We start from the raw sequence: 25,006 nt of genomic DNA, 5'->3' as shown, positions 1-25,006 counted from the left end.
AACCAAGCCCGCTGACAGGCCGCAAGGGCAAGGATTGACCTTTGATGTCTTCCCAACATCATCCGGCGCGTGGCCGGCTCAACGGCACCGGCCCTATCGCTGTGGTCGACATCGGATCCAACTCTGTTCGTCTGGTGATCTATGAGCGCAAGGCGCGCACGCCGACGATGCTTTTCAATGAAAAGATGCTGGCAGGTCTTGGGCGCGGCGTTGCGGCGACCGGGCAGCTGGCGGACGGATCTGTAAAGGCCGCACTTGGCGAGTTGGTGCGCTTTCGCGCCTTAATCCAGCATACTGGCTGTCAGGACATCTATATTGTTGCGACGGCTGCAACGCGCGATGCAGAGAACGGGCCGGATTTCGTCCGCGAGGTCGAGGCGATCCTCGGTGCACCTGTGCGGATATTGGACGGCAACGAAGAGGCCTATTTTTCGGCCCTTGGCGTTACTGCAGGGTTCTGGCAGCCGCGCGGACTTGTCGGCGATATGGGCGGGGGCAGTCTGGAGCTCGTCGAAGTCGATGACAAAGGCCCGGGCCTTGGCATGACATTCCCACTTGGTGGTCTGCGCCTTGCGGAAATGGCTGAGGGCAGCATCGAAAAGGCCTCCGAGATTGCAGAGGAAACACTGAAGGACTTCCATTGGCCGGATTTGCCGCCGGGCGAGCGGACGTTCTATGCGGTCGGTGGAACGTGGCGGTCGTTGGGCCGTCTTCATCTGATGCAGAAAAACTATCCGCTGCACGTGATGCACAACTATCAAATCAACGCCGATGAGGCGATTGAGTTTTGCCGAAAGATTGCCGTGCCGGATCTGGAAGGCGTGGAACTTGCCGAGGTTGTTTCCAAGCAGCGCCGTCCGCTCGTTCCGATCGGGGCCGTTGTTCTGGAACGTGTCCTTACGGCCATGAAGGCGGAACGGCTGGTGTTTTCAGCAACCGGCGTTCGTGAAGGACTTCTGCATTCCAAACTGTCACCGGAAATGCAGGCGCAGGATCCGGTTATTGAGGCCGCCCGAGAGCTCTGTGTGTTGCGGGCGCGATCACCACAATTCGCCGAGGAGCTGATTGCCTGGTCCGACGCCTTGTTCCAAATGCTTTCAATCGAAGAGACCGCCAACGAAACCCGGCTGCGTCATGCGGCCTGCCTTTTGTCTGACATTGGCTGGCGGGCGCATCCAGACTATCGCGGGGAGCAGAGCCTCAACATCATTTCCAACGCTTCGTTCGTAGGTCTGGATCACGCAAGCCGGGCCTATTTGTCTGCCGCCGTCTTCTACCGGCATGAGGGGCTCAGGGAAGGCGCACTTTCGACCGTTATCCGGGAGCTGTTCACCGACCGGCTTCGTATCCGCGCAAAGGTTCTGGGGGCGACGTTGCGTGTTGCTTCACTCTTGAGTGCCTCCATGGGCGGCATGCTGCCGAAGGTGGGCATCAGCAAGGAGGGCGAGGAGCTTGTGCTAGATCTTGGCACCGAGCTGGCCGATCTCGATGGAGAGCGCCTGCGCAAGCGTGTCGGTCAGCTTTCCAAGGTCATTGATGCACCGGTGAGTGTGCGCGTCAGCGCATAGTTGTTCACTTCGGCTTTTGAATAGTCTGCTGCTCTCAAAAGAAAAAGGTGCCTGAAACGGCACCTTTTTGTCAGATCTCTATATTGTGTCTGCAGTTACTCTGCCGCTTGTGTGGCCTGCTGAGGTGTTTGCTCCAGAACAGTGATCTGCCGGTTCTGGAATGCCAAGGCCACTTCGCCGCGCTTGAGCTTGAGCGCGGTTTCTCCGAACAGCTCCCGCCGCCAGCCTTTCATCGCCGCGACATCCGCATTGTCATCAGCCGCGATCTTCTCCAGATCGTCGACCGTGGCAATGACCTTGGCTGCAACGCCATGGGCTTCGCTGACGAGCTTCAAAAGAACCTTCAGCAAATCGACCGCCGCGGCAGATCCATCAGGAGCTTGCCGGCCTTTCGGCAATTTCGGGAGCTCGGATTTCGGGATATCGAGTGCCCGGCGGACCGCTTTCAGGATTTCGTCTGCGTTGCGGGATCGCTCAAAGCCACGCGGGATTGTCCGCAAGCGTCCAAGCGCTTCCGCCGTCACCGGCTGTTGCGCGGCCAGTTCATAGATGGCGTCGTCCTTGATCACGCGGCTGCGGGGGACATCCCGGTTTTGGGCCTCGGTTTCGCGCCAGGCGGCGACTTCCATCATCACCGCGAGCTCAACCGGCTTGCGCACGCGAAGTTTCAAGCGCTTCCAGGCTTGGTCTGGATCCGTGCGGTAGGTCGCAACCGACGTCAGGACTGTCATTTCGTCCTGGACCCAATGGGTCCGGTTCTGTTCGGCTAGATTTGCTTTCAGGAACTGATAGGCATCGCGCAGATGGGTGACGTCGGCGAGGGCGTAATCCAGTTGCTTGGCGGTCAGCGGCCGGCGGGCCCAATCGGTAAACCGGGACGACTTGTCGATCCGTGCACCCGTGACCTTGTAGACAAGTTGGTCGTAGGAGATGGAATCCCCAAATCCGCAGACCATGGCTGCGACTTGCGTGTCGAACAGCGGGGCCGGGATCAGGCCACCCAAATGGTAGATGATTTCGATATCCTGCCGGGCAGCGTGAAACACCTTTGTCACACTGTCGTCGCGCATCAGGTCGAAAAAGGGATCTAGATCAAGGCCTTCAGCCAGAGCGTCAACGATAAAGGCCATGTCGGTTCCGGCCATCTGGATAACGCAGAGCTTCGGCCAAAATGTCGTTTCGCGGAGAAATTCCGTGTCGACGGTGACATAGTCGTTGGTGGCAAGACGCTGACAGGCAGCGGCGAGGTCTTCAGTTTTTGTAATCACTTCCATGGTGATCGAAAGCTATACCCGAGTTCTGCCAGCTTGTCGCCACGAAATGGTGCCGATTGGCGATGTAGATCTTGAAAAGGCGCAATATGTGCGCCTAGTGTGGGCGCAAGCAGATAAGACGTTTGAATGGGGAGCGGGAATGCGCAAGATCTTGGTGGTCAATTCCAAAGGCGGATGCGGCAAGACAACAATCGCAACCAATCTGGCGGTCGCTTTGGCGGTGCGCGGTGAGGACGTGGCGTTGGCCGATGCGGATCGGCAAAAATCGAGCCTTTCCTGGGTCAAGCGCCGGCCAAGCAAGTTCGCCAAAATTGACGGGCTGAATTGGACCAAGGAAAGCAGCATCGGTGACAAGACCAAGGGGCTGGATGCGATCGTCATTGACGGCCCAGGTGGTCTGCGCTCCGAACTCGCAAAGACATTGATCGCCGAAGCTTCCGACATTCTGGTTCCCGTTCTGGCCTCTGCGTTCGACTGGAACGCGACCTTGAAATTTCTCGACGGTATTTCGGAAATCAAACGCGTGCGGAAGGGCAAAGCGGATATTCACGTGGTGGCCAACCGGATCAATCGCAGATCTGCCCAAGTCGCTGAACTGGAACAGACTTTGGCACAGAAGGGATATCCGGTTCTCTGCCGCATTTCCGACCGGGTTGCCTACGCAAAGCATGCGGCAGCCGGAACCGGGGTTTTTGATTTTTCGGATGCGCAGTCCCATGAAGTGCGCGGCCAATGGCATCCTTTGTTGCAGGCAGTCGATACCTGAGCGCAGACAGAAGAACTACGCAAACGATAGCCGATGAGTGCAGCTTAACTCATCGGTCCGGCCAATTCGGATGGAGGCCGTCGATAACGAAATCATGCCCGTGCCGGTTGCCATGGGCATTGACCAGATGCGGGTGATCGTGCGGCAGGTCCGGGTGATCGTGGATGAGGTATCTCGCATCGTCTTTCGGCCAGAGCCAGGCTGCTGCAAGGGCAGCGGGTGCTGCAACCAGCGCAAGGGCGGTCAAGGTTTGCGGTATCGAGGCGGTATTGCCAAGCCAGCCCGCCAGCGGATAGGTGATCAGCCAGCCCGCATGAGACAGCGCGAATTGTGCGGCAAAGACAAGCGGCCGGTCCTCAGCGTGCGCGGAATTCCGCAAGAGGCGGCCAGAAGGGACCAGCACGGCGGACATGCCGGCACCCATGATCGTCCAGGAGACAAGAAGTGCGGGCCAGATCGCCTGTTCAGGCAGGTTTGAATAAAGCGCTGCAAATCCAAGAAGCAGTATTGGCAGCATCGCGCCACCAGAGAGCATCACGGAACGCTCCGGAAACCGTTTCAAAAGCTTGGGGACTAGAAACGCGGCAGCCATGGAACCGCCGCCATAGGCCGCCATGGAAAGAGCGAGATCCGTGTCACTGAGCCCGAGTTCGGATTTAACGAGAACAACACCGTTCACAATCACCATCGCGCCGGAGGCCGCGACCGTGAGATTGAGGGCCATTAGCGCGCGCAAGCGCGGGGTCTTGAGATAAATTTCCACCCCATTTTTGATCCGTTCTAACGGGGAAGCGCTTTGTGCCGCCTTCATCGCTGGCAGTGCGGTGCTCAACACAAGAGCAGCCGATGCCAGGAAGCCTGCAGAGGTCCAGGTGAAAAGCCAATGAAAACCTATCGCACTGATGAGAAGCGCGGCGGCCATCGGGCTCAGAAGGTTTTCAAGATCATAGGCGAGTCTGGCGAGTGACAGGGCGTTTGTGTAGTCGTCTTCGTCGGTCAGGATGTCCGGAATGGTTGCCTGAAACGTCGGTGTGAAGGCGGCGGATGCTGACTGTAGAAGCGCGATTAGAACGTAGATTTGCCAGATCGCGTCGACGAAAGGCAGGGCCAGTGCGACCGATGCTCTGACCAGATCCAGGAAGATCAGAAACCCGCGTCTTGGAAACCGGGCTGCAAATCCGGCAGCGACCGGGCTCAAGGTCACATAGACGATCATCTTGATGGCGAGTGCAGTGCCGAGCACAACGCCAGCATCCGCGCCCGCAAGGTCGTAGGCAAGCAGAGCCAGCGCGACGGTCATCAGACCCGTGCCGAAAAGCGCTACCACCTGAGCAAAGAACAGGTGCCGGTATGTTCGGTTTGAAAGAACGGAAAACAATTGCGGAAGCTCCGGGGCCAGAATCTAGACCCGTTCTATAGGGTGTCGCACTTAATTGAATACAGGATGCTTCAGGTTTCGCGTACGAGGCAAAGCCGAGTGGCAGCGAAACCTATATCCACACAAGCGCGATTTGCTTTAGCAATCGCGTTTCATCCGCAAAAGAGGCGATGTTTGTTGGACATCATCAATGGCTCGGAAGCAGTCTGACATGGTCAGCCGGTCAGGAGCCGCCGGATGTCCCGAACGGCTCCTGAATATTGCACCTCACTCAACCAATTCGATCTCTCCCGGACGCCAGGTTTGGTCGAACCACGGCTCCAGAGGGCCGTAAAGGCGCATGATCGTGTTCCAGCCCTTGCCGGGCACCGTTTGCAGCCAGTTGCTCTCTTTGCCTTCCGGTGCTTCCGGGCTGAAGTAGATATCGGTCGAGCCGTCGGCGTTTTGCACCAGGCCCGCGTCATTGCTGCCAAGGGCCGGGAACTGCTTGTCGGTCTGCAGCATCGAGCGGGTCTGGTTGTCGTAGAGTGTGAACGACCAGAAATCCTTGGCCGGCACATTTGCCGGAACATTCAGCTTGTAGGTCTTGGCGCCATCCAAAGCGTTTCCGTCCGCATCCCGGTAGGTGAAGGCATATTGCGAGCCCTTGCCCGGTGATTTGAACGCCATCGCCGGTGTTATACCTGTCGCGTAGAAATGAAACGCTGAGCGGAAGTCATGCTTCATCGCACCGTCGATGGTGAACGTGTAGGCGCCGCCCGGGAACGCGTTTTGCCAATTGCTTTCGCCCGGATACCAGTAGGCTTCAGTCGCGCGCGGTTTGGAAATCAGCGTCTTGACCGTGACGGCTCCAGCCGCCGCTGCCCGTTCCAGGATCGATTGCATGCGCGCATCAGGCGCAAAGTCCTGGCCCTTGATAATGCCGACCGCCGCCAGATAGCCGAGCAGTTCCGGACTTTCGCCATATGTCGGCTCGGCTTGCACGACGTTGTTGATCTCTTCGAACATGCGCGCATCCATCAAGTGGATGGTGTTGAATTCCTTGCCCGACACATCGACGAAGGTCATCTCTGGCGGATTGTCTGCTTGTGAGAGCGGATAGATCCGAAACTGCTCCTGCGTCTGCGAGACAGCGGTTTCCGGAGATCCGTTTTCATCCAGATAACCGCGCCATAGCACCCAATGGGCATAGGTGTCGGTTTGTACAACATCGGTATAACCGTCCGTGGACACGTCACCCTCGAAACCGGGTGGAAGGATCAGAAACTTGCCGCCTTTGCCCTGGTCCGGTCCGAGATTGCCGAAGTCCATCACATATTTGAACCAGGCGTTGTTGATGAAGCCGAGCACGTTTGGCGGTGTCTCGATCACCATCGGTTCATCGCCCATGCGCAATACGGCCGTCTGATACACACTGGTCGTGTTCGGCGTCAGGAAAAGCGCGGTCGAATCCATCAAGTCCGCAAACTGAACAACAGTTGTGTTGGCCGGGCCCCATTCCTCAATACCGCGCAGCATCGCATCCATGGAGGCGATTTTCAGGCCATTGAGATAGGCTTGGTAGGCCTGTGAAAAATCGTAAAGATTGTAGATCTTCTCTGTCGTTTCTGCATCCGGAACCCCGTCAAAGAAGGTCAAATCGCCAAGCTGAGTCTCGATGTTGTCCGGCGTGGTGATGCCATCCGGAATTTCGGTGGTCATCTTCATTTTGGGCGGCTCTTGCGCGGACAAGGGCACGAAGCTGATGCTGGTTGCAAATGCACCAGCAACTGCGGCTGCGATCCATTGGGGGAGATGGGGCATCAGAAGGGGTCCTTGATGGGTTTTGGCGTTGGATACCATCATCGCGGGACACGGGCAGTTTTTCAATTTAAGGCGGGGCGAAAAGGAGATTGGGGTCTTTGACCGGCACACAAAAAAGGCGGCCACATGGGCCGCCTTGGTTTTGTGCCTTGTCAGGTTTTAGCTTGCGTTTTCGACGATAATCGCAATGCCCTGGCCGCCGCCGATACACATGGTGGCAGCACCGAGTGAGCCACCGGTCCGCTTCAACTCGTAAATGAGCTTTGTCATGATGATTGCGCCCGTTGCTCCGATCGGGTGGCCAAGCGCAATCGCACCGCCATTCGGGTTGACCTTCTCGCCCGGCAATCCGAGCAGATCGTTGACGGCGCAGGCCTGGGCGGCGAAAGCCTCGTTGGATTCCACCACATCCAGATCGGCTGCCGTGATGCCAGCGCGTTTCATCGCAATCTGCATGGCCGGGACCGGACCAATGCCCATGACGGCCGGATCGACACCTGCAACACCATAAGCGCGGATTTTTACCAGCGGTGAGGCGCCGAGTTCAGAGGCTTTTTCCGACGTCATGAGGGTGATCGCGGCAGCCCCGTCATTTAGCCCGGACGCATTGCCGGCTGTCACCAGTCCATCCTTTTTGAACACCGGGCGCAGCTTGGCGATGTCTTCGATCTTGGCATCGTGGCGGACATGTTCGTCCGTATCAAAAACGGTCTCCTTGCCGCGGCGGCCGACGGTCAGCGGGATGACCTGATCTTTGAAGTGACCATTCCTGATCGCTTCGCTGGCACGGCGATGGCTTTCCAGCGCGAACGCGTCCTGACGTTCGCGGGAAATGTTATTCTGCTCAGCAACGTTTTCTGCCGTCACGCCCATATGTCCAATGCCAAACGGATCGTGCAGGGCACCGGTCATCATGTCATGGGCGGTGGTGTCGCCCATCTTCTGGCCCCAGCGGGCCGCAGGCATCAGATATCCGGACCGGCTCATGCTTTCAGCGCCGCCCGCGAGAGTGACATCGCCGTCGCCCATGGAGATGGCCTGGACCGATGAGACAATTGCCTGTAGGCCGGATCCGCACAGACGGTTCATGGTGAGCGCGGGCGCATGGTCGGGCACACCGGCCTGACGAGAGGCGACACGCGAGATGTACATATCCCGCGGCTCTGTGTGGATGACATTGCCGAAGAACGCCTGCTCGACCTGGTCGGCCTGAATGCCGGCGCGCTCAATTGCAGCCTTTGCTGCCGCCGTGCCAAGATCAATCGGCGCCATATCTTTCAGGGAACCGCCGAAGCTGCCGACAGCTGTCCGGGCTGCGCTGGTGATGACAATGTCTTTCATTTGAGTATCTCCAAATCTGACGTTGCATCTTTTTGGCAGCCCGATCTTGCTACCGCAAGCGTCAACGTCGTCAGCTACACCTTTCAGGGTAAGTCTGAGGCCGGTTTCTGCATTCGCAACCAAATCATCTTAAGCTTGGCCAGCAGGAATGCCGGATTGCGTTTACGGGATCTGCAAAAACGTGTTGACCGGAGTGCCGGTCAAATTACGCTGCGGGAGAAAGTTCTGCGGCTGGTCAAAGAGACCCGAAGCATTCGGGTGAGGGGCGATAGAGATGCTTGGCGTGGTGTTCACCGAATTCATGGAGATGGTCGAAGACGAGTTCTCCTTTGATGTGGCCGACCAGATCATGGAAATTTCCGGGGTCGGTGTCGAAACCGGGTTCACAGCGGTCCAGGAATACTCCCACACAGACATGGTCAAACTGGTCGCAGCCTTGCACAAGGTGACGGGAATGGAAATCGATGCTCTGATCACCGCATTCGGTCAGCATCTTTTTCAGCGCTTCACCGTGACCCATTCTCAGTTTTTCAGCGGGGCAACATGCAGTCTCGACTTTCTGGAAAACATTGAAGGCTACATTCATGTCGAGGTGAAGAAACTCTATCCGAATGCGGAGCTTCCCACCTTCCGCTGCATCCGGCATGCACCTGACAAGTTGGAAATGAATTACAAATCGAAGCGGCCTTTTGGAGATCTCGCTCATGGGCTCATACGTGGATGTGGCGCGCATTTTAAGGACGATCTGGAGATCGAACGCACCGATCAAAACGGCCCGCACGAAGTACAGTTCATGATCAGCCGGGAGAGGCCGGTGTGAGCGATCATCCCGACGCGATAAAATGGAAACGGCGCTTCGAACGCGAACGCATGGCGCGCAAGGAAGCTGAGCGGCTCCTGGAAGACAAGAGCAGTGAGCTTTATGAGATCAATCAGAAACTGATCTCCACGCTCGGCGATTTGGAAGCGCAGGTTGAAGAACGCACTGCAGCGCTCAAAACAGCAATGTCGGATGCTGTGAAGGCAAATGAAGCCAAGTCCCAGTTCCTCGCAAACATCAGCCACGAGATCCGGACACCGATGAACGGCGTCATTGGCATGGCAACCTTGCTGCTCGACACTTCTTTGTCAGACAATCAACGGCATTACGCGACCACGATCAGGGAATCCAGCGATGCACTGCTGACGATCATCAACGACATTCTGGATCTCTCGAAGCTCGAAGCCGGACGGCTGGAACTCTCCAACGAGGAGTTTCAGTTGGCGGACGTGATTGATGGCGTCCTGGAGATCCTGGCTCCGGCGGCAATTTCCAGATCGTTGGACCTTGTCAGTTTTTTGCCCATGGAGCTGCAAACCAGTGTGGTTGGCGATGCTGGCCGCTTGCGCCAAATCCTGCTCAATCTCGCTGGGAACGCCCTGAAGTTTACAGACAAGGGCACCGTTGCCGTTCGGGTCTCAAAGGCCAAGTCTTCTGGTATGGTTCGGTTTGAGATCGAAGATACGGGGATCGGAATTCCGCAGGACCAGCTTCCAACACTTTTCGATAAGTTTGTTCAGGTCGATCCAAGTTCCTCCCGGCAACATGGCGGCACAGGCCTTGGCCTCGCGATTACCCGCCAATTGATCAGTCTGATGGGCGGGCGGATTGGCGTGCAAAGCGAAGAGCGCGAAGGCAGTCTCTTCTGGTTTGAACTGCCACTTCTCAAAGACGACCAACAGCTCGGACAGACTGCAAAAACGAGGTCTCAGGACCAGGCACCGAAAACCGTGCTGTGTCTGGTTGGAGAGCCTCTTGCAAGAACGACGCTCGTTGCGCTGGTTGATGATCTGGGTCACAGAGTTGTCAACGCATCAACATCTGCCGATGCTTTGCAGAAACTCTCTGCAAATCGGACAGACACCATTCTGATCAGCGCAGTCTCTGAGGCTGAAGCGTATGAGTTCTTAAGACAGGCACGTATGGTGTCAGGTTACAGCACTGCAGAGGTCATTCTGGCGTCAAATCTTGTGTTCGACGCGGCGGATTTGGAGCCAGCGATTGCGCAAAACACGATTGTACTCCCAAAGCCTTTGACCCGCGGCGCAATCCAGAACACGCTTCTTGGAAACCCTTTGCCGACATCTCACCGGGTGCAAGACACGAAACCCGAATTTACGCATCAAGTCTCAGAAGCTGAGCCCGGGTCTCTTCCGCGCTTGCTTGTTGTTGAAGACATCGTGACGAACCAGCTGGTTATCACTGGGTTTCTTCAAAAACTCGGATATGAAGCAGATATCGCGGACAATGGGCAGGAAGCCATTGATCGTGTGCAGTCAGCCGACTACGGCATGATCTTCATGGACATGCAGATGCCGGTAATGGACGGCCTCGAGGCAACGCGCCGAATTCGGCAGCTGCCAGGTCCTGCCGGCCTTGTGCCCATTTTCGCGATGACCGCAAATGCCATGCAGCAGGATATGGACCTTTGCCTCCAAAGCGGCATGAATGGTTTTCTCACAAAGCCGATCAGTCTGGACAAGCTGAAAACTGTCCTTCAAACAGAACTTGCGTCGTGACAGATCGCTATAGCGGCAACACTCCGCAATAAGCCATAGCAGAGACAGCTATTCCGCACTTCGCGGTAGCCTGCCAATTACATAGTAAATACGAGGATTTCAACATGCTGAGCGGTGTTTGCATCGGGACAAACGACATGGCGAAAGCAGCCGGATTTTACGACGCGGTGTTTGCAACGATCGGGATGAAGCCAGCATTTAAAGGCGAACATGAAAGAGGCTATGCGGAAGCAGACGGACGGGTAACCGTGTTCATCGTAACACCTTACAACAACGAGCCAGCGACGTTTGGAAACGGCACCCAGTTCATCTTTCATGTTGCTGACAAGGACGGAGTGCACGCGTTTCATTCCGCGGCACTTAACAACGGTGGGACGGATGAAGGGGCGCCCGGCCCACGTGATTATCATCCAGACTATTATGGCGCTTATATCCGGGATCCGGACGGCAATAAGCTCCACATCTCAATCAGCCTGACCGACACCTAGGCAGTCGTAGTCCCAGGATGCCGTGATGGATCAGCCTCTTGGCAAGGGTGGTTTGCTCGGTGGCACGATTTCGACGGTAGATCCGCTTGCCGGTGGCGTAGCGATGAGCTCAACCGCTTGCACGGGCTTTGCGCTGGGCACGGGAACAAACTCAGGCTGGGGCACGAACCATGTCTGGAAGCTGTGGGTCGGGGCGGATACTGGATCCTTGAGATAGCTCGGCGCCCCGGGGAGGCCCATCGGATAGCGCCGGTTTTGTCCGGCCTCATAGGCATCGGTTTCATTGCTGCAGAGCCGCATGCGCATGTCTTCCGGCTTTGTCTCCAATACGTTGGGCAACTCGACAAGGCTTGTGCCTTCGGCAGCGAGATTTCCCGCAAAGCCTTCATCGAACAGTTTGGCGGTCCGTTCTGCGCGCTCCCGCCCGGTTGTTGCGCCAAGAACAACCGCCAGCAAGCGTTTGCCATCCCGCTCTGCAATCGCCACGATGTTGCGGCCGGCAGAACAGACAAAGCCGGTCTTGAGGCCCAGCGTTCCGGGGTAGCGCGTGATCAGCTCGTTGTACGAGATCAGTTCCTTGTCATCGATGGTCACAGCAGCAGTTCGGAACATCTCGTGGTATTGCGGATGTTCTTGGAAAAGGTGGCGGCCGAGAACCGCAAGATCGCGCGCGGATACGGTTTGTTTGCGATCGAAAAGGCCATTCGGGTTGGTGAAATGGGTTGCCGTCATCCCCAGTCGGACCGCTTCCGCGTTCATCAGGTCGACAAACGCGGCTTCCGTCCCCGCAACGGTTTCCGCAAGTGCGACGGCCACTTCATTTGCCGAACCGACCAATACCGCATAGAGCGCATCTTTCAGCGTCATCGCATTGCCGACCTTCAATTCGGCATATGCAGCGGACTGGTCCATTGCGTTATGGGAAAGGATAACCGGCGTTGAGAGATCAATGTCACCGCGCTCAAGGGCTTGGAACGTAACGAGCGCGGTCATCAGCTTCGCTGTCGACGCCGGATACCAGGGATCTCCAGCGGCTTCGGCATGCAAGACAGCGCCAGTGTCGAGATCCACGACAAGGGACGGCGTCGTGAGTGTCTGATGTTCCTGCGCAACACCTGCACCGATGCCGCCAATTGCTCCTGACAGGAGGCCAACTAAGAGGGTCGTGATGGCGGCAAAGCGAAACATTGAGGGCCTTTTGATCATTGCGTATTGCGGCTCAAGTGACTGTTGTAATGGGTATTGTGCGCGCAATCGTCCGTTACAAAAACAATACGACCTGTTTAAGTCGTTTAAAGGTGTTCGCTAAAATTTGCCTCACCCCAATCGTTTGAGGAAATTGGATCTTTCAAACTGGAATGATCTGGATTGGTCGCAAGTTTTGTCTGAACTTAAAAGAAACTGGGTCGCGACCAGAAGATGTCGATCAGAAGCCAAATGGCATTGTGACCCTTGCCGCTGTCTCTCTGCGGTTTTCTCCCTATGGAAAGCCAGGGCCATAAAAGTCGGTTATTGGCAGGAATGGGGCAGGGTTTAATGCTTCGACGTGTCCGGTGACCCTCATCTGCCACGACACTACCTCGGGGACCGGGTTTCAAGTCGGAGAGAACCAGCAGACTGGGGATGCTCGTAAGACTGCTGAATGGGTTTGATCTTGGGCAAACATGCTGAATCGGCGGAGCAACAAGGTCTGTTCGAAGCAAGAAGATGAGCCTTTGCGGTTGACCACTGCTGTATATCCACACCGCAGTGTCATTTGACGTGATTGTGCTTGGAACAACTTGAGCGGATAGAATATCTAATTGATTTAAAGAGTTAGTCCATCACAGCAAGCCGCAGTCAGCGGCGGTCATCCCAAATCGTGAGAAGATGGCTAGATTTATGGGTGACCTGACGCCCGGAATGCAATAGGAGGCTTCCGCAACGGGAGGTCAGGAATAGCTCTGCAGATACTGCAGGTCACTGGGTAGAGAGCGGTAATGCATACGCTATACAGAAATGCCAAGCGTCTAATTGCCATTGTCTTTTTGGCGATGGGCTTGAATCTGGCGGGCCCTGTGGCGGCAACTTATGCCGAAACGGATCTTCATTTGATCTACCTGCCGCACCGGCTGACGGAAACCAGCAACAAGCAGTATGACCGCCTGTTGGACGAGATTTTCGCCGACACCGAGCTAACTGTTGCCCGCGAAGCGTCCCCTATGAAGCGCGCGTTGACACTGTTCTTGTCTGACCGTGATAGCTGCCTATTTCCGATCAGCGTCAAGGCACTTCACGCAGTCGCCGAGCCGGACGCAATTGTGTCTTCAGAATTGATCGACGTTGTTTCCCTGCGGCTTTACACGCCGACCGGAGATACGGAGAAAGCCTTCACATCTGTCGATGATTTTGACCCAAGACGGGTCGGCTTTATCGCGGGGTCCGGGACTGTGCAAGGTCTCGGCCCCAAGCATGAACTCTTCGTTCCTATTCCGTCTGAAGAACAGCTTATCCGGATGCTGGAACTCGGACGTCTTGATGCGTTTTTGGGTCACCATCCGGACACAGCCTTGGCGCTGGAAGACCTGAACCGACCGGGTTTGTTGCGGGTCAGTCCCATCACGGTGAGCAATGTGCGTTTTCCAATATCTTTCGTCTGCCACGACACGGCGGACGGGAGGCAGTTCATCGAAGAGGTGAACGCGCGGATCCGGCAGCTCCACCAGGATGGAGAGATTCGCCGGGTACTTGGTCCACACGCCCATCTGCCGACTGATGCTGAAGATGCCATTGGCGCCCAAGTCTCTCAGTGAGAATGACGTTTTAACGGTTCGTTCTGACGGAGAACGGTCATCACGGGGTGTTTGATGAGGGTTAGGCTTGATACCGGTGCGTTGCAAAGACAGAATACATCATGACCTGCAAGAAACTTAGACTTGGCCATGTCGGACTTTTGTTCCTTGCGTCGGTTATTCTGTCGCCGGCCTCCGCAGGCGCGCAACAGCCAGATACCGTTAAGCTCTATCTGAACTATCTTCCGCACAGGCTGACCGAAACCAGCGGCAAGCAATATGACCTTTTGCTGGACGTGGCGCTGTCTGGCCAACTTGCGAAGGTGCCGAGGGGAGCTGCCCCGCTCAACCGTGCAAGGGCCCTGTTCCTCGGTGATACCGGAAGCTGTCTCTTTCCGACGAATATCATGGGGCTTGATGCCGGTGATCAAACGGCAACTTTGATCGCCTCTCAGCCTGTCGATATTGTGTCGCTCCGTGTCTACACCACGACCGACGGGGCATCTTTCACATCTCTATCTGATTTCGACCCGTATCGGGTGGGCTACATCGAAGGCTCTGGCAGCATTCACGGCCTTGCAAACGCGGAGAAGTTCTATCCGATCCCGTCGGAAGAGCAGCTTATTGAAATGCTCAGTCTCGGGCGCCTGGATGCATTCCTGGGGCACCATCCGGATACGGCACTGGCGTTGGAGGAATTGGGCAAGCCGGATGCCCTGCGTGTCAGTCCGATAACGCTCCACAACATTCGCCTGCCTATATCCTTTGTCTGCCACGATAATGAGCCGGGGCGGGCGTTTGTCGCTGCCATCAACACCCGGATCACCGACCTTCAAAAGAGTGGTCAAATCCGCAGCATCCTCGGGCCTCACGCCGAGCTGGCGGCCGAGGCGGTGGATCATGAGGAGAAACCGGAAGACATGATCCGGTAGACCGGTTGGGGTTCCATCCGGTTTTCCAGCTCTTCGTTTTGATGATTGCTTCCCGTTCCCTTGACATTCCGCGCTGGGCATGGCTTGTGCAGCGCGCACGGCCTGCGTTCTGCGGGCCGTAATGGTTTTCTGTGTCTCGACATTGCGACTGGCTGTTTGAGGCGCTCTGCACATCTGAACAAGAATTGAGGAACGAGAATGCATCCCTACCGTAGCCATACTTGCGGTGATCTGCGTCTGTCCGACGAAGGCCAGACCATCCGTCTTTCCGGCTGGGTCCACCGGGTCCGAGATCATGGCGGGGTGCTGTTTATCGATCTGCGCGATCACTACGGCATGACACAATGCGTGGTCGATCCTGATTCTGCGGCCTTTGGTCTGGCTGAAACCGTGCGCTCCGAATGGTGTATCCGCATCGACGCGACCGTGAAGAAGCGGACCGAAGAGACCATCAATCCTGACCTTCCAACCGGTGAGATCGAAGTCTTTATCCGGGACATGGAAGTTCTTGGCTCCGCCAAAGAATTGCCGCTACCTGTTTTCGGTGAACAGGAGTACCCGGAAGAGGTGCGCCTGAAATATCGCTTCCTGGATCTGCGCCGCGAAAAGCTGCACAACAACATGATCCTGCGCTCCAATGTCGTGCGCGATATCCGCGACCGTATGTGGGCGATTGGTTTCAACGAGTTCCAGACGCCAATCATCACAGCCTCATCCCCGGAAGGCGCGCGCGACTTCCTGGTGCCGTCCCGTCTGCATCCGGGCAAGTTTTACGCGCTGCCGCAAGCACCGCAGCAGTTCAAGCAGCTGCTGATGGTCTCAGGGTTTGACAAGTACTTCCAGATCGCGCCGTGTTTCCGCGATGAAGATCCGCGTGCCGACCGTTCGCCGACCGACTTCTACCAGCTGGACATGGAAATGTCCTTCGTGACCCAGCAGGAAGTTTTCGACACAATCGAGCCGGTGATTGCAGGCGTCTTCGAGAAGTTCGGCAACGACCGTCCGGTCAACCGCAACTGGCCGCAGATCTCCTACAAGGACAGTGCACTGTGGTACGGCACCGACAAGCCGGACCTGCGTAACCCGATCAAGATGCAGATCGTGTCCGAGCATTTCGCCGGATCCGGCTTTGCGATCTTTGCCAACCTTCTCGAACAGCCGGGCACGGAAATCCGCGCCATTCCGGCCCCAAAAGGCGGCAGCCGCAAGTTCTGCGACCGCATGAACAAGTTCGCACAAGGCGAAGGCTTGCCGGGCATGGGCTATATCTTCTGGCGTAAGGCCGAAGACGGGTCTATGGAAGCGGCTGGCCCGCTCGCCAAGAACATTGGTCCGGAGCGCACCGAGGCCATTCGCCAGCAGCTCGGTCTTGAGGTCGGCGATGCAGCCTTCTTCCTCGGTGGCAAGCCGAAGCAGTTCCAGGCCGTTGCCGCAAAAGCCCGTGTTACCATCGGTGAAGAGCTAGGCCACACCGATAAGGACCGCTTCGAATTTGCCTGGATCGTCGACTTCCCGATCTACGAGAAGGACGAAGAAACCGGCGAGATCGATTTTGAACACAACCCGTTCTCCATGCCGCAGGGCGGGATGGAGGCGCTGGAAGGCGATCCGCTCGAGGTTCTCGGCTACCAGTACGATTTGTCCTGTAACGGTCACGAGCTGGTGTCCGGTGCGATCCGGAACCACAAGCCGGAAATTATGTACAAGGCTTTCGAGATTGCCGGCTATCCGAACGAGGAAGTCGACAAGCGTTTCGGCGGCATGGTCAATGCGTTCCAGTACGGCGCACCTCCGCACGGTGGTTGTGCAGCCGGTATCGACCGGATCGTGATGCTGCTGGCGGACGAGGCCAACATCCGTGAAGTCATGCTGTTCCCGATGAACCAGAAGGCGGAAGACCTGATGATGGGTGCGCCGAATGAGCCGGATACCGCTCAGCTGCGCGAACTTCATCTGCGGCTTAACCTTCCGGAAGAGTGATCTTTCCGGGAAAGGGTGCAAAAGCCTGATAGAAGACTCCAGTTCGCTGGAGCGCAAAGGCCGGCTCTGCTGGCCTTTGTCGTATCAGACGGTTAGAAAGCTCCGGTCGGTGAATTGCCGCTGATCGACTCGCAACAACGCAGTTCGCGAAACGGCTTTGTCGCCCATCGCTGCATGAAGTCACAGATTTCAATGCAACAGGCGATGCTTCTGGTTTTAAGAATGCCGCGAAACGCGATAGATAGTGCGGGCAGGGTGGCGCAGGGAAGGACACAGGGTCCGGTTGCGCCGAAGAAAGGCATGAGTGGGTGCTCAATTTTCGGAAAGTGAACGCTGAGACGGATCCGAATGAAACCATTCCCTTGATCCGGCGTCTCTTCGGGGAAAACCTGAAGACCTATCTGCCGCAGTACGCGCTCGCATTCGTATTCATGGGGTTTGTGGCGGCGACCACGGCGGCCAGTGCCTGGATCATGCGCGATGTGGTCAATGAGGTTTTCGTCAACCGCGATCAGCAGATGGTCTATGTCATTGCCGGCGTGGTGATGCTGATATTCGCGGTCAAGGGCGTGTCCACCTATGGCCAGCTGGTGGTGCTTGCTCGGGTCGGCAACGCGATCATTGCGAGCCTTCAAAAGCGCCTGTTTGACCATATTCTGCAGCTCGATCAGGCTTATTACGACCGTAAATCGCTCGCCGAGATCAATGTGATCGTCACACAAGGTGTGAACTCCGCCCGCATGACGATGGATATGGTCGTCGTCTCGCTCGGCCGTGATCTCCTGACCTTGATCGGTCTTGTCATCGTGATGGTCGTTCAGAACCCGCTGCTGAGTTTCTTTGCCTTCGTCATCATGCCGCCGGCAGTCATTGGCGTTGCGATTCTGATTCGGCGTGTCAAGAAACATATGAACCGCCAGGTAGTCTCAACCGCTAAGATTACGGCAGCCCTGCAAGAAACCGTGCTTGGCGTGCGTGTGGTCAAGGCATTTGGCATGGAAGACGCCATGCGGGACCGCATGGGCGACTCGGTAGAAGATGTCCAGCGTCAGGCCAACAAAATCGCAACCTTGAGCGCCCGGACATCGCCCATGATGGACACGCTCGGTGGGTTCGCCATTGCGATGGTGATCTTCTATGGCGGCTATTCCGTTGTGGAGCTGGGCCAGGACCCGGGGGCTCTGTTTTCCTTCATCACGGCTCTTTTGCTCGCTTACGATCCGGCACGCCGTTTGGCGCGGCTTAATGTCAATCTTGGCCGTGAAATGGTCGGCCTGCGCCTGATGTACGAGTTGATCGATGAGAAAGCCGATCTCAAGGACCGCGACGGAGCCAAATCCCTTGCTGTTTCAAGCGGTGAAATCGTGTTCGACGATGTCCGGTTTTCCTATGGCGAGGGAGCAGCACTCAGCGGTGCGTCTTTCAAGGCCGATCCGGGGAAAATGACTGCGTTGGTCGGTGCCTCAGGTGCCGGCAAGTCGACCGTGTTCTCGCTGATCGAGCGGTTCTATGATCCCCAATCCGGCGAAATCCGGATTGACGGTCAGCCAGTGACAGAGGTTCAGGTCGCGACCTTGCGCCGGTCCATCGCCTACGTCGGGCAGGATGCTTATCTCTTCAACATGAGCCTTCGCGACAACATCGGCGTTGGTGTGCCTGGTGCAACCGAAGCGGACATCATCGAGGCGGCGAAAGCAGCGAATGCGCATGACTTCATTACCGCTCTTCCGGACGGATACAACACCAGTGCCGGGGAGGGCGGCAACAATCTCTCCGGTGGTCAGCGCCAGCGGATCGCCATTGCCCGTGCGATGCTCCGGGACGCACCGATCCTTTTGCTGGACGAAGCAACATCGGCATTGGATGCAGAATCTGAAGCCAAGATCCAGTCCGCGCTGGAAACCTTGATGACCGGCCGGACGACACTCGTCATTGCACACCGGCTTTCAACCGTGCGTCATGCCCACCAGATTCATGTCATGGATCAGGGCAGGGTTGTTGAAAGCGGAACGCACGACAAGCTCTACGATCACGACGGCATTTACCGGCGTCTCTGTGATCTGCAGTTTCAGGACAAGACGGAAGCGGCGGAGTAATTCTCCTGCGCCGCCGGGATTGCGGGTCGACAAACCCCTTTTGCGACCCACTGATCAGTTTTCTTGATGGGCGAAGTCTAAAAAAATTGCAATCTTTGCGTTCATGAAAGAGCCGCAATTGGTTCAGATGTTTGCCGAGCGAAACCAGGGACATCGCTGATTAATCAGCGAGTGGCCCTGGCGTCATCGAAAACCTTGACCGATTTTGCAAAGGACTTTTCAAATGTCAGCACGTCCCCTCATTTCGACCATTGCGGCCGCAGCGCTGTCGGTGTTTGCTTTTTCTGGTGCCGCCTCGGCGATGTCCGAGCCAACCTTTGAGGAAGCCTTCGCAGCCGCCGAAACAGTGTCCTATAAAGCGCAGGTCGTCACGACCAACCCGGCCCGCAACGAGATCATCGTCAAGGCGAAGGACCGCAATGAATTCGCTGTTCCGGTTCAGGCCGGATTTGACATAGCATCGGTGCGGGAAAACCAGTTCCTGAACGTGACGTATCTTGCCGGTGTCGTCATCGACATCGAAAAAAGCAAAAACACCAAGCCTGAGATCGATGCCTCAAAAACGGTCGTTCTTGCCGATGAGGACCGCTTGCCCGCGGGCCTGACAGCCCGTCAGATGACCGTCACGGTCAAGATCCTCACCGCGGACACTGAAACCGGAAAGATACGTTTCACTGGCCCGGATGGTGAGGAACGCACCTACACAGTTCAAAACCCGGAAATCTTGAGTGATCTTAAGATCAAGGGTGGTGAGCTGTTTGATGTCACCTTCTTCGACGCCATCGGCTTCGAAATCACCAATACCTGATCAAGCCTGATGAAAACAGAAAAACGCGGCGGTACGTTCCGCCGCGTTTTGGGTTTCGGAGTATGGATTACTGATTGGCAGTAATCGACACACCCAACAACTGCGGAACCATTTGCGGGGCCATCATCGCCGCCCCCATGATCTGGGCAAACGGGACCGGGTTTTCCGGAGACGCGGTGATTTCCAGGGAACCCGGATTGGTCAGGTATTGTGTCACGGCTTCAGCAACCTGGCCTTCGAGATCCTTGTTCTGAAGCATGCCCAACATCAGCGGCAAGCTGCCGGTCAGTCCAGCAACATACTGCTGGGTGTCGACGCCAGCTTTTTGGGCTTCCTGATCTAGCACCCGGCCGGTCAGAGATGCATCATCCAAACGGACGCGCACATTGGACACGGAGATGTTCTGAAGAAGGGCCATGGACTCTTCCGGATTGTCGGAAGCCTTGTTCAGCTCCTCCACAACTTCGCGCGTTACACCGCCAAGTGAGAGCGACAGTGTCAGCGCGGCAGCGTCCTGGCCATCGATCTTAAGGTCCGGGATATTGATGGTAGCCGCATCCGGATCCCACTTGCCTGAGCCGGAAATGTTCATGTTGAGGGTTTCGTAGCCAAGGTCCTGCAGGGATTTGGCTTCTTCGGCCTGGATCTCTTTCACATCTACGACGATGTTTGAGATTGCAAAGCTACCGCTCGTTGGCTGATCGCCGTCCATTTCGTCGATGGATGAGGTGATCGTGTCGATTGTGGCGATCTTTCCGTCTTTGTCATCGATCTGGATGGTCGAAGCTTCGAAGGTCTTGTAGCTCGGATCAACGGTCGGGGCGCCGTTTTGAACTTCTTCAGCTGCCGGCAAGACAAGGTCCGTTGCGGTCATGTTTGCCATGGTGAGGCCGCCGTCGTCGGCCGCAAGTTCCAGGTTTTGAAGCTGAAGGCCGCTCAGTTTCAAACGGCCATTGTCCAGAACAGAACCACCGGAGAGGGTCGTGGTGCCGATGGTGACAGTGCCATCGTCATCTTCGCTTTTGAGAACGAGGTCGGCGATGGTGACGTCACCGCCCGTTTCGTTGACGCTGCCATAGCTTTCCACGTCGCCGCTGTCTGAATCGAGGAGTTTCAAGAACGCATCGGCAACCGGTACGCCGCTCGGGTCGAATGCTAGGGCCGGTGCAGCCTGAGCCAAAAACAGACCAACTGCGGTTGAAAGGCCGAGGCCGATCCGGGACTTCTTGGAAATCATGATGTGTACTCCAAACGTGAAGTGTCAGGGCTGACGCGAGCCTGCGTCATAGCTTAATACCAACGGCGACAGATAGGGACCCATTTATTGCAGCTGGTGCGAATTGAAAAAGAGACCGATTTCTTGACCTGCCTCGAAGGTTTTGTCACCCGATTGGTGCAGCGACAATGTGACGGCGATCACGCTCTTGGCGGATTTCCGCACTTGGGCCGGTAAATGTGCGCCGAAAGGTTGTGGAAAATGAAAACAGCGGTAGGTGCAGCCTCAGCTTGTGCAGTCGCAGTTTGGGTTCATCATAAGCTGCCAAATAGCCTGCTGGCTTAGTGAAATCGTCCTGTCAGGGTTAAGAAATGCTTCTGCATTCAGGGCTTGTTTACCCATTTCGCGGCATGGTTTGCGGGAGATGGTACTCAACGGGCTTGCGCATTGTCCTTTCGTTATTTCGGTTTTGCTAAGACGGTTCTGATCGCACTGGTGCTTGCGACAACGCCGCTGTTTGCGATCAATATTATCCTCAATCAATATGCCGAGAGCCGCGCCGTCAGCGAGATGGAAGCGATGGGGCAGGTGTCCATCCGCCGTGCGGAAGAGGCCATCACCACCACTGTTTCTTTCTTGCAAAGACTGGATCGCGACGACGTTGAAACCTGCGATGCAGCTGACCGGATCATCTATGAGCAGCAGATCATCGACCACGGCATGATCGACGCAATTGGGCTGGTTGATGCTGCCGGACAGCGCATGTGCATCATCCCTGATCGGGAACTGTCTGCAGAAGTGGTCCTGCCGCCCCTGCGTCCAGACGGCCCACTGGTGGGTATTGGTATGCTGGAGCGCAGTTACCTTGGCGCCAGAGCCGCCGTGGTCAGTTGGGATCTGAAAAACGAGACACGGTTGTTTGCCGAGATCACCCCGGCGGTGATCGCAATGGATCCTGGCCCTGAGTATCTGAGATCCTACAGGCGGACAGAATTGCGCCTCGGCGACAATCTTCTCTGGTATCAGGTCGGTGGCTACAATTCGGAAGGCAACGATCCAAGTGAAATGCTGTCGGTTGAAGTTGCATCTGAGCTTTATCCGCTGATTGCCATTGTCAATGCACCTGCTTCGGCGGCCTTGCAGGTTGTTCAGCAACTGAAAGTCATTGCCGCGGCGGCCTGCGCAGCCATTGCAGTTCTGTTTGTCGCTATCGGTATCTGGTACTCTTGGCGGCCGGAGAGCGAGGCGAACGACGAGTTTGTGGCCGCGATCCGAAACGGCGAGTTCATTCCGTATTACCAGCCGGTCATGGATATTGAGACCAAGCGTGTTCGTGGCTGCGAGGTTCTCATGCGCTGGCGCCGCCCGAACGGCATGATTGTCTCACCTGGCCAATTCATGGCCTATGCCGAAGCCAATGGGCATATCTTTGACATGACCCGCCACATGATGCGGGTTGCTAGCGACGAAGTGGGCGCGCTTTACGGCGAGCATCCGGACTTCAAGCTGTCGATCAACCTCTTTGCCGGGCATTTCCTCGACCGTGAGATCGTGTCCGACATCAAGAACACGTTTGAGAACTCCGAGATCTCCTATCAGCAAATTGTTGTTGAGGTTACCGAACGCTATCCGCTTGAGGATATGGAGTTAGCGCGCAAGATCATGGCCGAATTGCAGGCTCTCGGCGTCCGCATTGCGCTTGATGACGTTGGCACGGGCCATGGCGGCATGGCCTATCTGCAGAAGCTCGGTGTGGACATCATCAAGATCGACAAGATGTTCATCGACAGCATCAGTTCCGACGACAACTCCACGACCATTGTGGATTCCATGGTCGAGCTTGCCGACAATCTCGGGATGGGCATCATCGCTGAAGGCGTCGAGGAAGAAGAGCAGATTGATCGCCTGATGGAACTCGGCGTGACAGCAGCGCAAGGCTATTACTTCGCAGCACCCATGCCGGCCAAAGAGTTTATCGAGTTCGCCGAGCGTGTTGAAGATGAAGCCCGTGAACGCGCACGGATCGCCGCGGAAGCGGCCGCTGCGGAACAGGCCGCAGCCGAAGCGTCCATGGAAGACGAAGCGGCCTGATCCGGGGCTTGGACCACTCACAGACTACTTCGAGCGGTTTTTTCACCCTGCATTCCTGGGATTCGCGGGTCGCTGAGTGATCTACCAATCCATTGGTATTCAGTTCTTTTTTTTCGCGGTTCCTCAGCCTTCTGAACAAACGCTTTAAAGATTAGTCGCCTCACGGCTGCTATGAACTCCTTGTCTATACCGGCTGGACGGTTTATATGCGTTGGAACTGTACTGACCAGACGGTTCAGAATCCAAGATGTCGAAGACTACCAAAAACACAAAATGCCAGATCTTGACCGCTGCGCTTGAGGTCGTCCGCCGCGCAGGCACGCCCGCGTTGACGCTTGATGCTGTCGCAGAAGAAGCGGGGCTCTCCAAGGGCGGTCTGCTTTACAACTTCCCCAGCAAGGATGCCCTCATTCGGGGTATGGTGGAGTTTCTGGCCGGGAAATTTGAAGCCGAAATCGCCGCCGCGCGTGAAAATGCGACCGATGCAGATTCTCCGACGTTGGCCGCCATGGTGGACGTCACAGAAGGCTGGTTAAGTGAGCAGCGCGATGTTGCGCGGGCGATTTTGCCGGCGACCGCCGACAAACCGGACCTTCGGCAGCCATTTATCGACGTCAAGCTCCGGCTGCGGGCCGCGATTCTGGAAGAAACCTCGCAACTTGGGGCGGCGTGGGTCATTTGGACCAGCCTCGAAGGATTGCATTTTTCCGAAGCGCACTGCGTTTCGACACTGACGGACGACGACCGGGCAGCAGTTTTCGAAGAACTGCGTGGCCGGCTCAAGGACCTCAACCAATAGGACGGAACTCTATGTTGGCATTGTTGAAGACGCCCGCCGCAAGGGTGGCAGCGATTGTTTTCTCGGCGGGTTTATTGGCCGCATGCCAGGACGATGCAATAGATCCGATCGCCGAGGCGGAGGCAAAACTTCACGCCGCCCCAAGGCCGGCCAAGATCTTTACCGTTTCCGATCAACTCGGTCTTTTGGAGCGCCGGTTTGCCGGTCGGGTGGCTGCGGTGCAAACCGTCGATCTTTCTTTCCAGGTTGCCGGCCGGATCGTTGAGCTGCCGGTCCTGGAAAGTCAGCAGGTGAAGAAAGGCGATCTGATCGCACGGCTTGATACCGCCGACTATGATCGCGCACTGCGTGAGGCGACAATCAACGTCGAGCAAGCCAAACGCGAGTTGGACCGCCTTGCGACCCTGCGCGACCGGAATGTGATTGCGGTCTCCGCGTTCGACGCACAGCAGGACAAGCATGATTTGGCTGTTGAAGCGTTAAAGGAAGCCAAGCTGGATCTTCAGTACTCCGAACTTCGTGCGCCGTTTGACGGCATTGTTTCCCTGCGCCTCATCGACAACTTCACCACGGTCAGCGTTGGAACACCTGTAGTTCGGATGCACGATGTGTCGGAAATCCAAGTCGATATCAATGTGGCCGAGGCTCTCTTCGGGCGGGTGAGGGACACGGAAGTCGTCTCGATCGAAGCCAAATTTCCAGCCTACGGCGACAAGTATTTCCCATTGATCTATCGCGAGCACTCTTCCCAAGTCGACGATGTCACCCAGACCTACCGTGTCACGCTAGCAATGCCCCGTAAGGGAGCGGATCAGCTTTACCCGGGAATGACAGCGTCGGTACGGGTCAAGTTCCTTCCAGAAGGGCTGTCCCTTGGGGAGATGTTCCTCATTCCGACCGGTTCGGTCGCCGTTGACGGCGATGGTCAGTCATATGTCTGGATCTATGATGATGGAAGCGATGCCGTCTCCAAACGCAAGGTCGAAGTCGGCACTGTCATGGGCGACTACATCCCGGTGAGTTCGGGCCTTGGGGCTGGTGAAGACATTATTGCTGCCGGAGCCGCATTCTTGAGTGATGGCCAGGTCGTGCGACCGCTGCGCTGATCTGACAGATAATACCGAACAAGGATCTGA

At 56.5% G+C, this 25,006-nt stretch carries 19 protein-coding genes; 13 read left to right on the top strand and 6 right to left on the bottom strand.

The features are described from left to right. Positions 1-44: 44 nt before the first annotated feature. Positions 45-1,568, top strand: a complete 1,524-nt coding sequence (locus ACVDG4_RS05030) for a Ppx/GppA phosphatase family protein (RefSeq protein ID WP_447234232.1) — start codon at positions 45-47, stop codon at positions 1,566-1,568. 95 nt (positions 1,569-1,663) lie between these two features. On the opposite strand, the gene rnd is transcribed toward ACVDG4_RS05030, so the two are convergent. Beyond that, positions 1,664-2,842 carry a ribonuclease D gene (gene rnd / locus ACVDG4_RS05025; protein ID WP_306146923.1) on the bottom strand — a complete coding sequence of 393 codons (1,179 nt, stop codon included), beginning with the start codon at positions 2,840-2,842 and terminating at the stop codon, positions 1,664-1,666. Positions 2,843-2,981: 139 nt separating this feature from the next. Here rnd and ACVDG4_RS05020 point away from each other — a divergent pair, with 139 nt between their 5' ends. Then, positions 2,982-3,608 (top strand): nucleotide-binding protein, encoded by a 627-nt coding sequence (locus tag ACVDG4_RS05020; protein ID WP_447234231.1) that lies wholly within the window; start codon positions 2,982-2,984, stop codon positions 3,606-3,608. Positions 3,609-3,657: 49 nt separating this feature from the next. Here ACVDG4_RS05020 and ACVDG4_RS05015 read toward each other — a convergent pair whose 3' ends face one another. The 3 genes from ACVDG4_RS05015 to bktB all read right to left on the bottom strand — a co-directional run bounded on the left by ACVDG4_RS05015 (position 3,658) and on the right by bktB (position 8,130). Then, a complete protein-coding gene (locus tag ACVDG4_RS05015) occupies positions 3,658-4,986 on the bottom strand; it encodes an MFS transporter (RefSeq protein WP_447234230.1) in 1,329 nt (442 codons plus the stop codon). A 267-nt stretch (positions 4,987-5,253) separates the two neighbouring features. Further along, positions 5,254-6,789: a DUF1254 domain-containing protein gene (locus ACVDG4_RS05010; protein ID WP_447234229.1), complete on the bottom strand. Its 1,536-nt coding sequence runs from the start codon at positions 6,787-6,789 to the stop codon at positions 5,254-5,256. Positions 6,790-6,948: 159 nt separating this feature from the next. After that, positions 6,949-8,130: a beta-ketothiolase BktB gene (gene bktB, locus ACVDG4_RS05005; protein WP_447234228.1), complete on the bottom strand. Its 1,182-nt coding sequence runs from the start codon at positions 8,128-8,130 to the stop codon at positions 6,949-6,951. Between the two features lie 274 nt (positions 8,131-8,404). Between bktB and ACVDG4_RS05000 the strand changes: the two genes are divergently transcribed. The 3 genes from ACVDG4_RS05000 to ACVDG4_RS04990 all read left to right on the top strand — a co-directional run bounded on the left by ACVDG4_RS05000 (position 8,405) and on the right by ACVDG4_RS04990 (position 11,177). Next, the gene (locus ACVDG4_RS05000) at positions 8,405-8,950 is read left to right on the top strand and encodes a heme NO-binding domain-containing protein (RefSeq protein ID WP_447234227.1); all 546 of its coding nucleotides are present in this window, start codon (positions 8,405-8,407) and stop codon (positions 8,948-8,950) included. Beyond that, entirely contained in the window at positions 8,947-10,689 is a 1,743-nt protein-coding gene (locus ACVDG4_RS04995; RefSeq protein ID WP_447234226.1) for an ATP-binding protein, read from the top strand. Before ACVDG4_RS05000 ends, ACVDG4_RS04995 begins: the two co-directional genes overlap by 4 nt. Before the next feature lie 104 nt (positions 10,690-10,793). Further along, entirely contained in the window at positions 10,794-11,177 is a 384-nt protein-coding gene (locus ACVDG4_RS04990) for a VOC family protein (RefSeq protein ID WP_447234225.1), read from the top strand. Between the two features lie 30 nt (positions 11,178-11,207). On the opposite strand, the gene ACVDG4_RS04985 is transcribed toward ACVDG4_RS04990, so the two are convergent. Then, complete coding sequence (locus ACVDG4_RS04985; RefSeq protein WP_447234224.1) at positions 11,208-12,365, bottom strand: D-alanyl-D-alanine carboxypeptidase family protein; 1,158 nt, start codon at positions 12,363-12,365, stop codon at positions 11,208-11,210. A 791-nt stretch (positions 12,366-13,156) separates the two neighbouring features. Here ACVDG4_RS04985 and ACVDG4_RS04980 point away from each other — a divergent pair. From ACVDG4_RS04980 to ACVDG4_RS04960, 5 genes are all read left to right on the top strand, one after another. Further along, positions 13,157-13,969, top strand: a complete 813-nt coding sequence (locus ACVDG4_RS04980) for a transporter substrate-binding domain-containing protein (RefSeq protein ID WP_447234223.1) — start codon at positions 13,157-13,159, stop codon at positions 13,967-13,969. Positions 13,970-14,070: 101 nt separating this feature from the next. Next, positions 14,071-14,880, top strand: a complete 810-nt coding sequence (locus tag ACVDG4_RS04975; protein ID WP_447234222.1) for a substrate-binding periplasmic protein — start codon at positions 14,071-14,073, stop codon at positions 14,878-14,880. 198 nt (positions 14,881-15,078) lie between these two features. Next, a complete protein-coding gene (gene aspS / locus ACVDG4_RS04970) occupies positions 15,079-16,860 on the top strand; it encodes an aspartate--tRNA ligase (protein WP_447234221.1) in 1,782 nt (593 codons plus the stop codon). A 326-nt stretch (positions 16,861-17,186) separates the two neighbouring features. After that, positions 17,187-18,956, top strand: a complete 1,770-nt coding sequence (locus tag ACVDG4_RS04965) for an ABC transporter ATP-binding protein (protein WP_447234220.1) — start codon at positions 17,187-17,189, stop codon at positions 18,954-18,956. 223 nt (positions 18,957-19,179) lie between these two features. Next, entirely contained in the window at positions 19,180-19,764 is a 585-nt protein-coding gene (locus ACVDG4_RS04960; RefSeq protein ID WP_447234219.1) for a hypothetical protein, read from the top strand. 67 nt (positions 19,765-19,831) lie between these two features. On the opposite strand, the gene ACVDG4_RS04955 is transcribed toward ACVDG4_RS04960, so the two are convergent. After that, entirely contained in the window at positions 19,832-21,001 is a 1,170-nt protein-coding gene (locus ACVDG4_RS04955; protein WP_447234218.1) for an aq_1923 C-terminal domain, read from the bottom strand. A 426-nt stretch (positions 21,002-21,427) separates the two neighbouring features. On the opposite strand from ACVDG4_RS04955, the gene ACVDG4_RS04950 reads away from it, so the two are divergent. The 3 genes from ACVDG4_RS04950 to ACVDG4_RS04940 all read left to right on the top strand — a co-directional run bounded on the left by ACVDG4_RS04950 (position 21,428) and on the right by ACVDG4_RS04940 (position 24,976). Next, the gene (locus ACVDG4_RS04950) at positions 21,428-23,071 is read left to right on the top strand and encodes an EAL domain-containing protein (protein WP_209176000.1); all 1,644 of its coding nucleotides are present in this window, start codon (positions 21,428-21,430) and stop codon (positions 23,069-23,071) included. Between the two features lie 247 nt (positions 23,072-23,318). After that, complete coding sequence (locus tag ACVDG4_RS04945; RefSeq protein WP_209175999.1) at positions 23,319-23,870, top strand: TetR/AcrR family transcriptional regulator; 552 nt, start codon at positions 23,319-23,321, stop codon at positions 23,868-23,870. A gap of 11 nt (positions 23,871-23,881) precedes the next feature. Further along, the gene (locus ACVDG4_RS04940; protein ID WP_447234217.1) at positions 23,882-24,976 is read left to right on the top strand and encodes an efflux RND transporter periplasmic adaptor subunit; all 1,095 of its coding nucleotides are present in this window, start codon (positions 23,882-23,884) and stop codon (positions 24,974-24,976) included. The last annotated feature ends 30 nt before the right edge of the window (positions 24,977-25,006 follow it).

Source organism: Roseibium sp. MB-4 (genome assembly GCF_053005265.1).
This window is presented reverse-complemented; position numbering and strand designations above follow the sequence as displayed.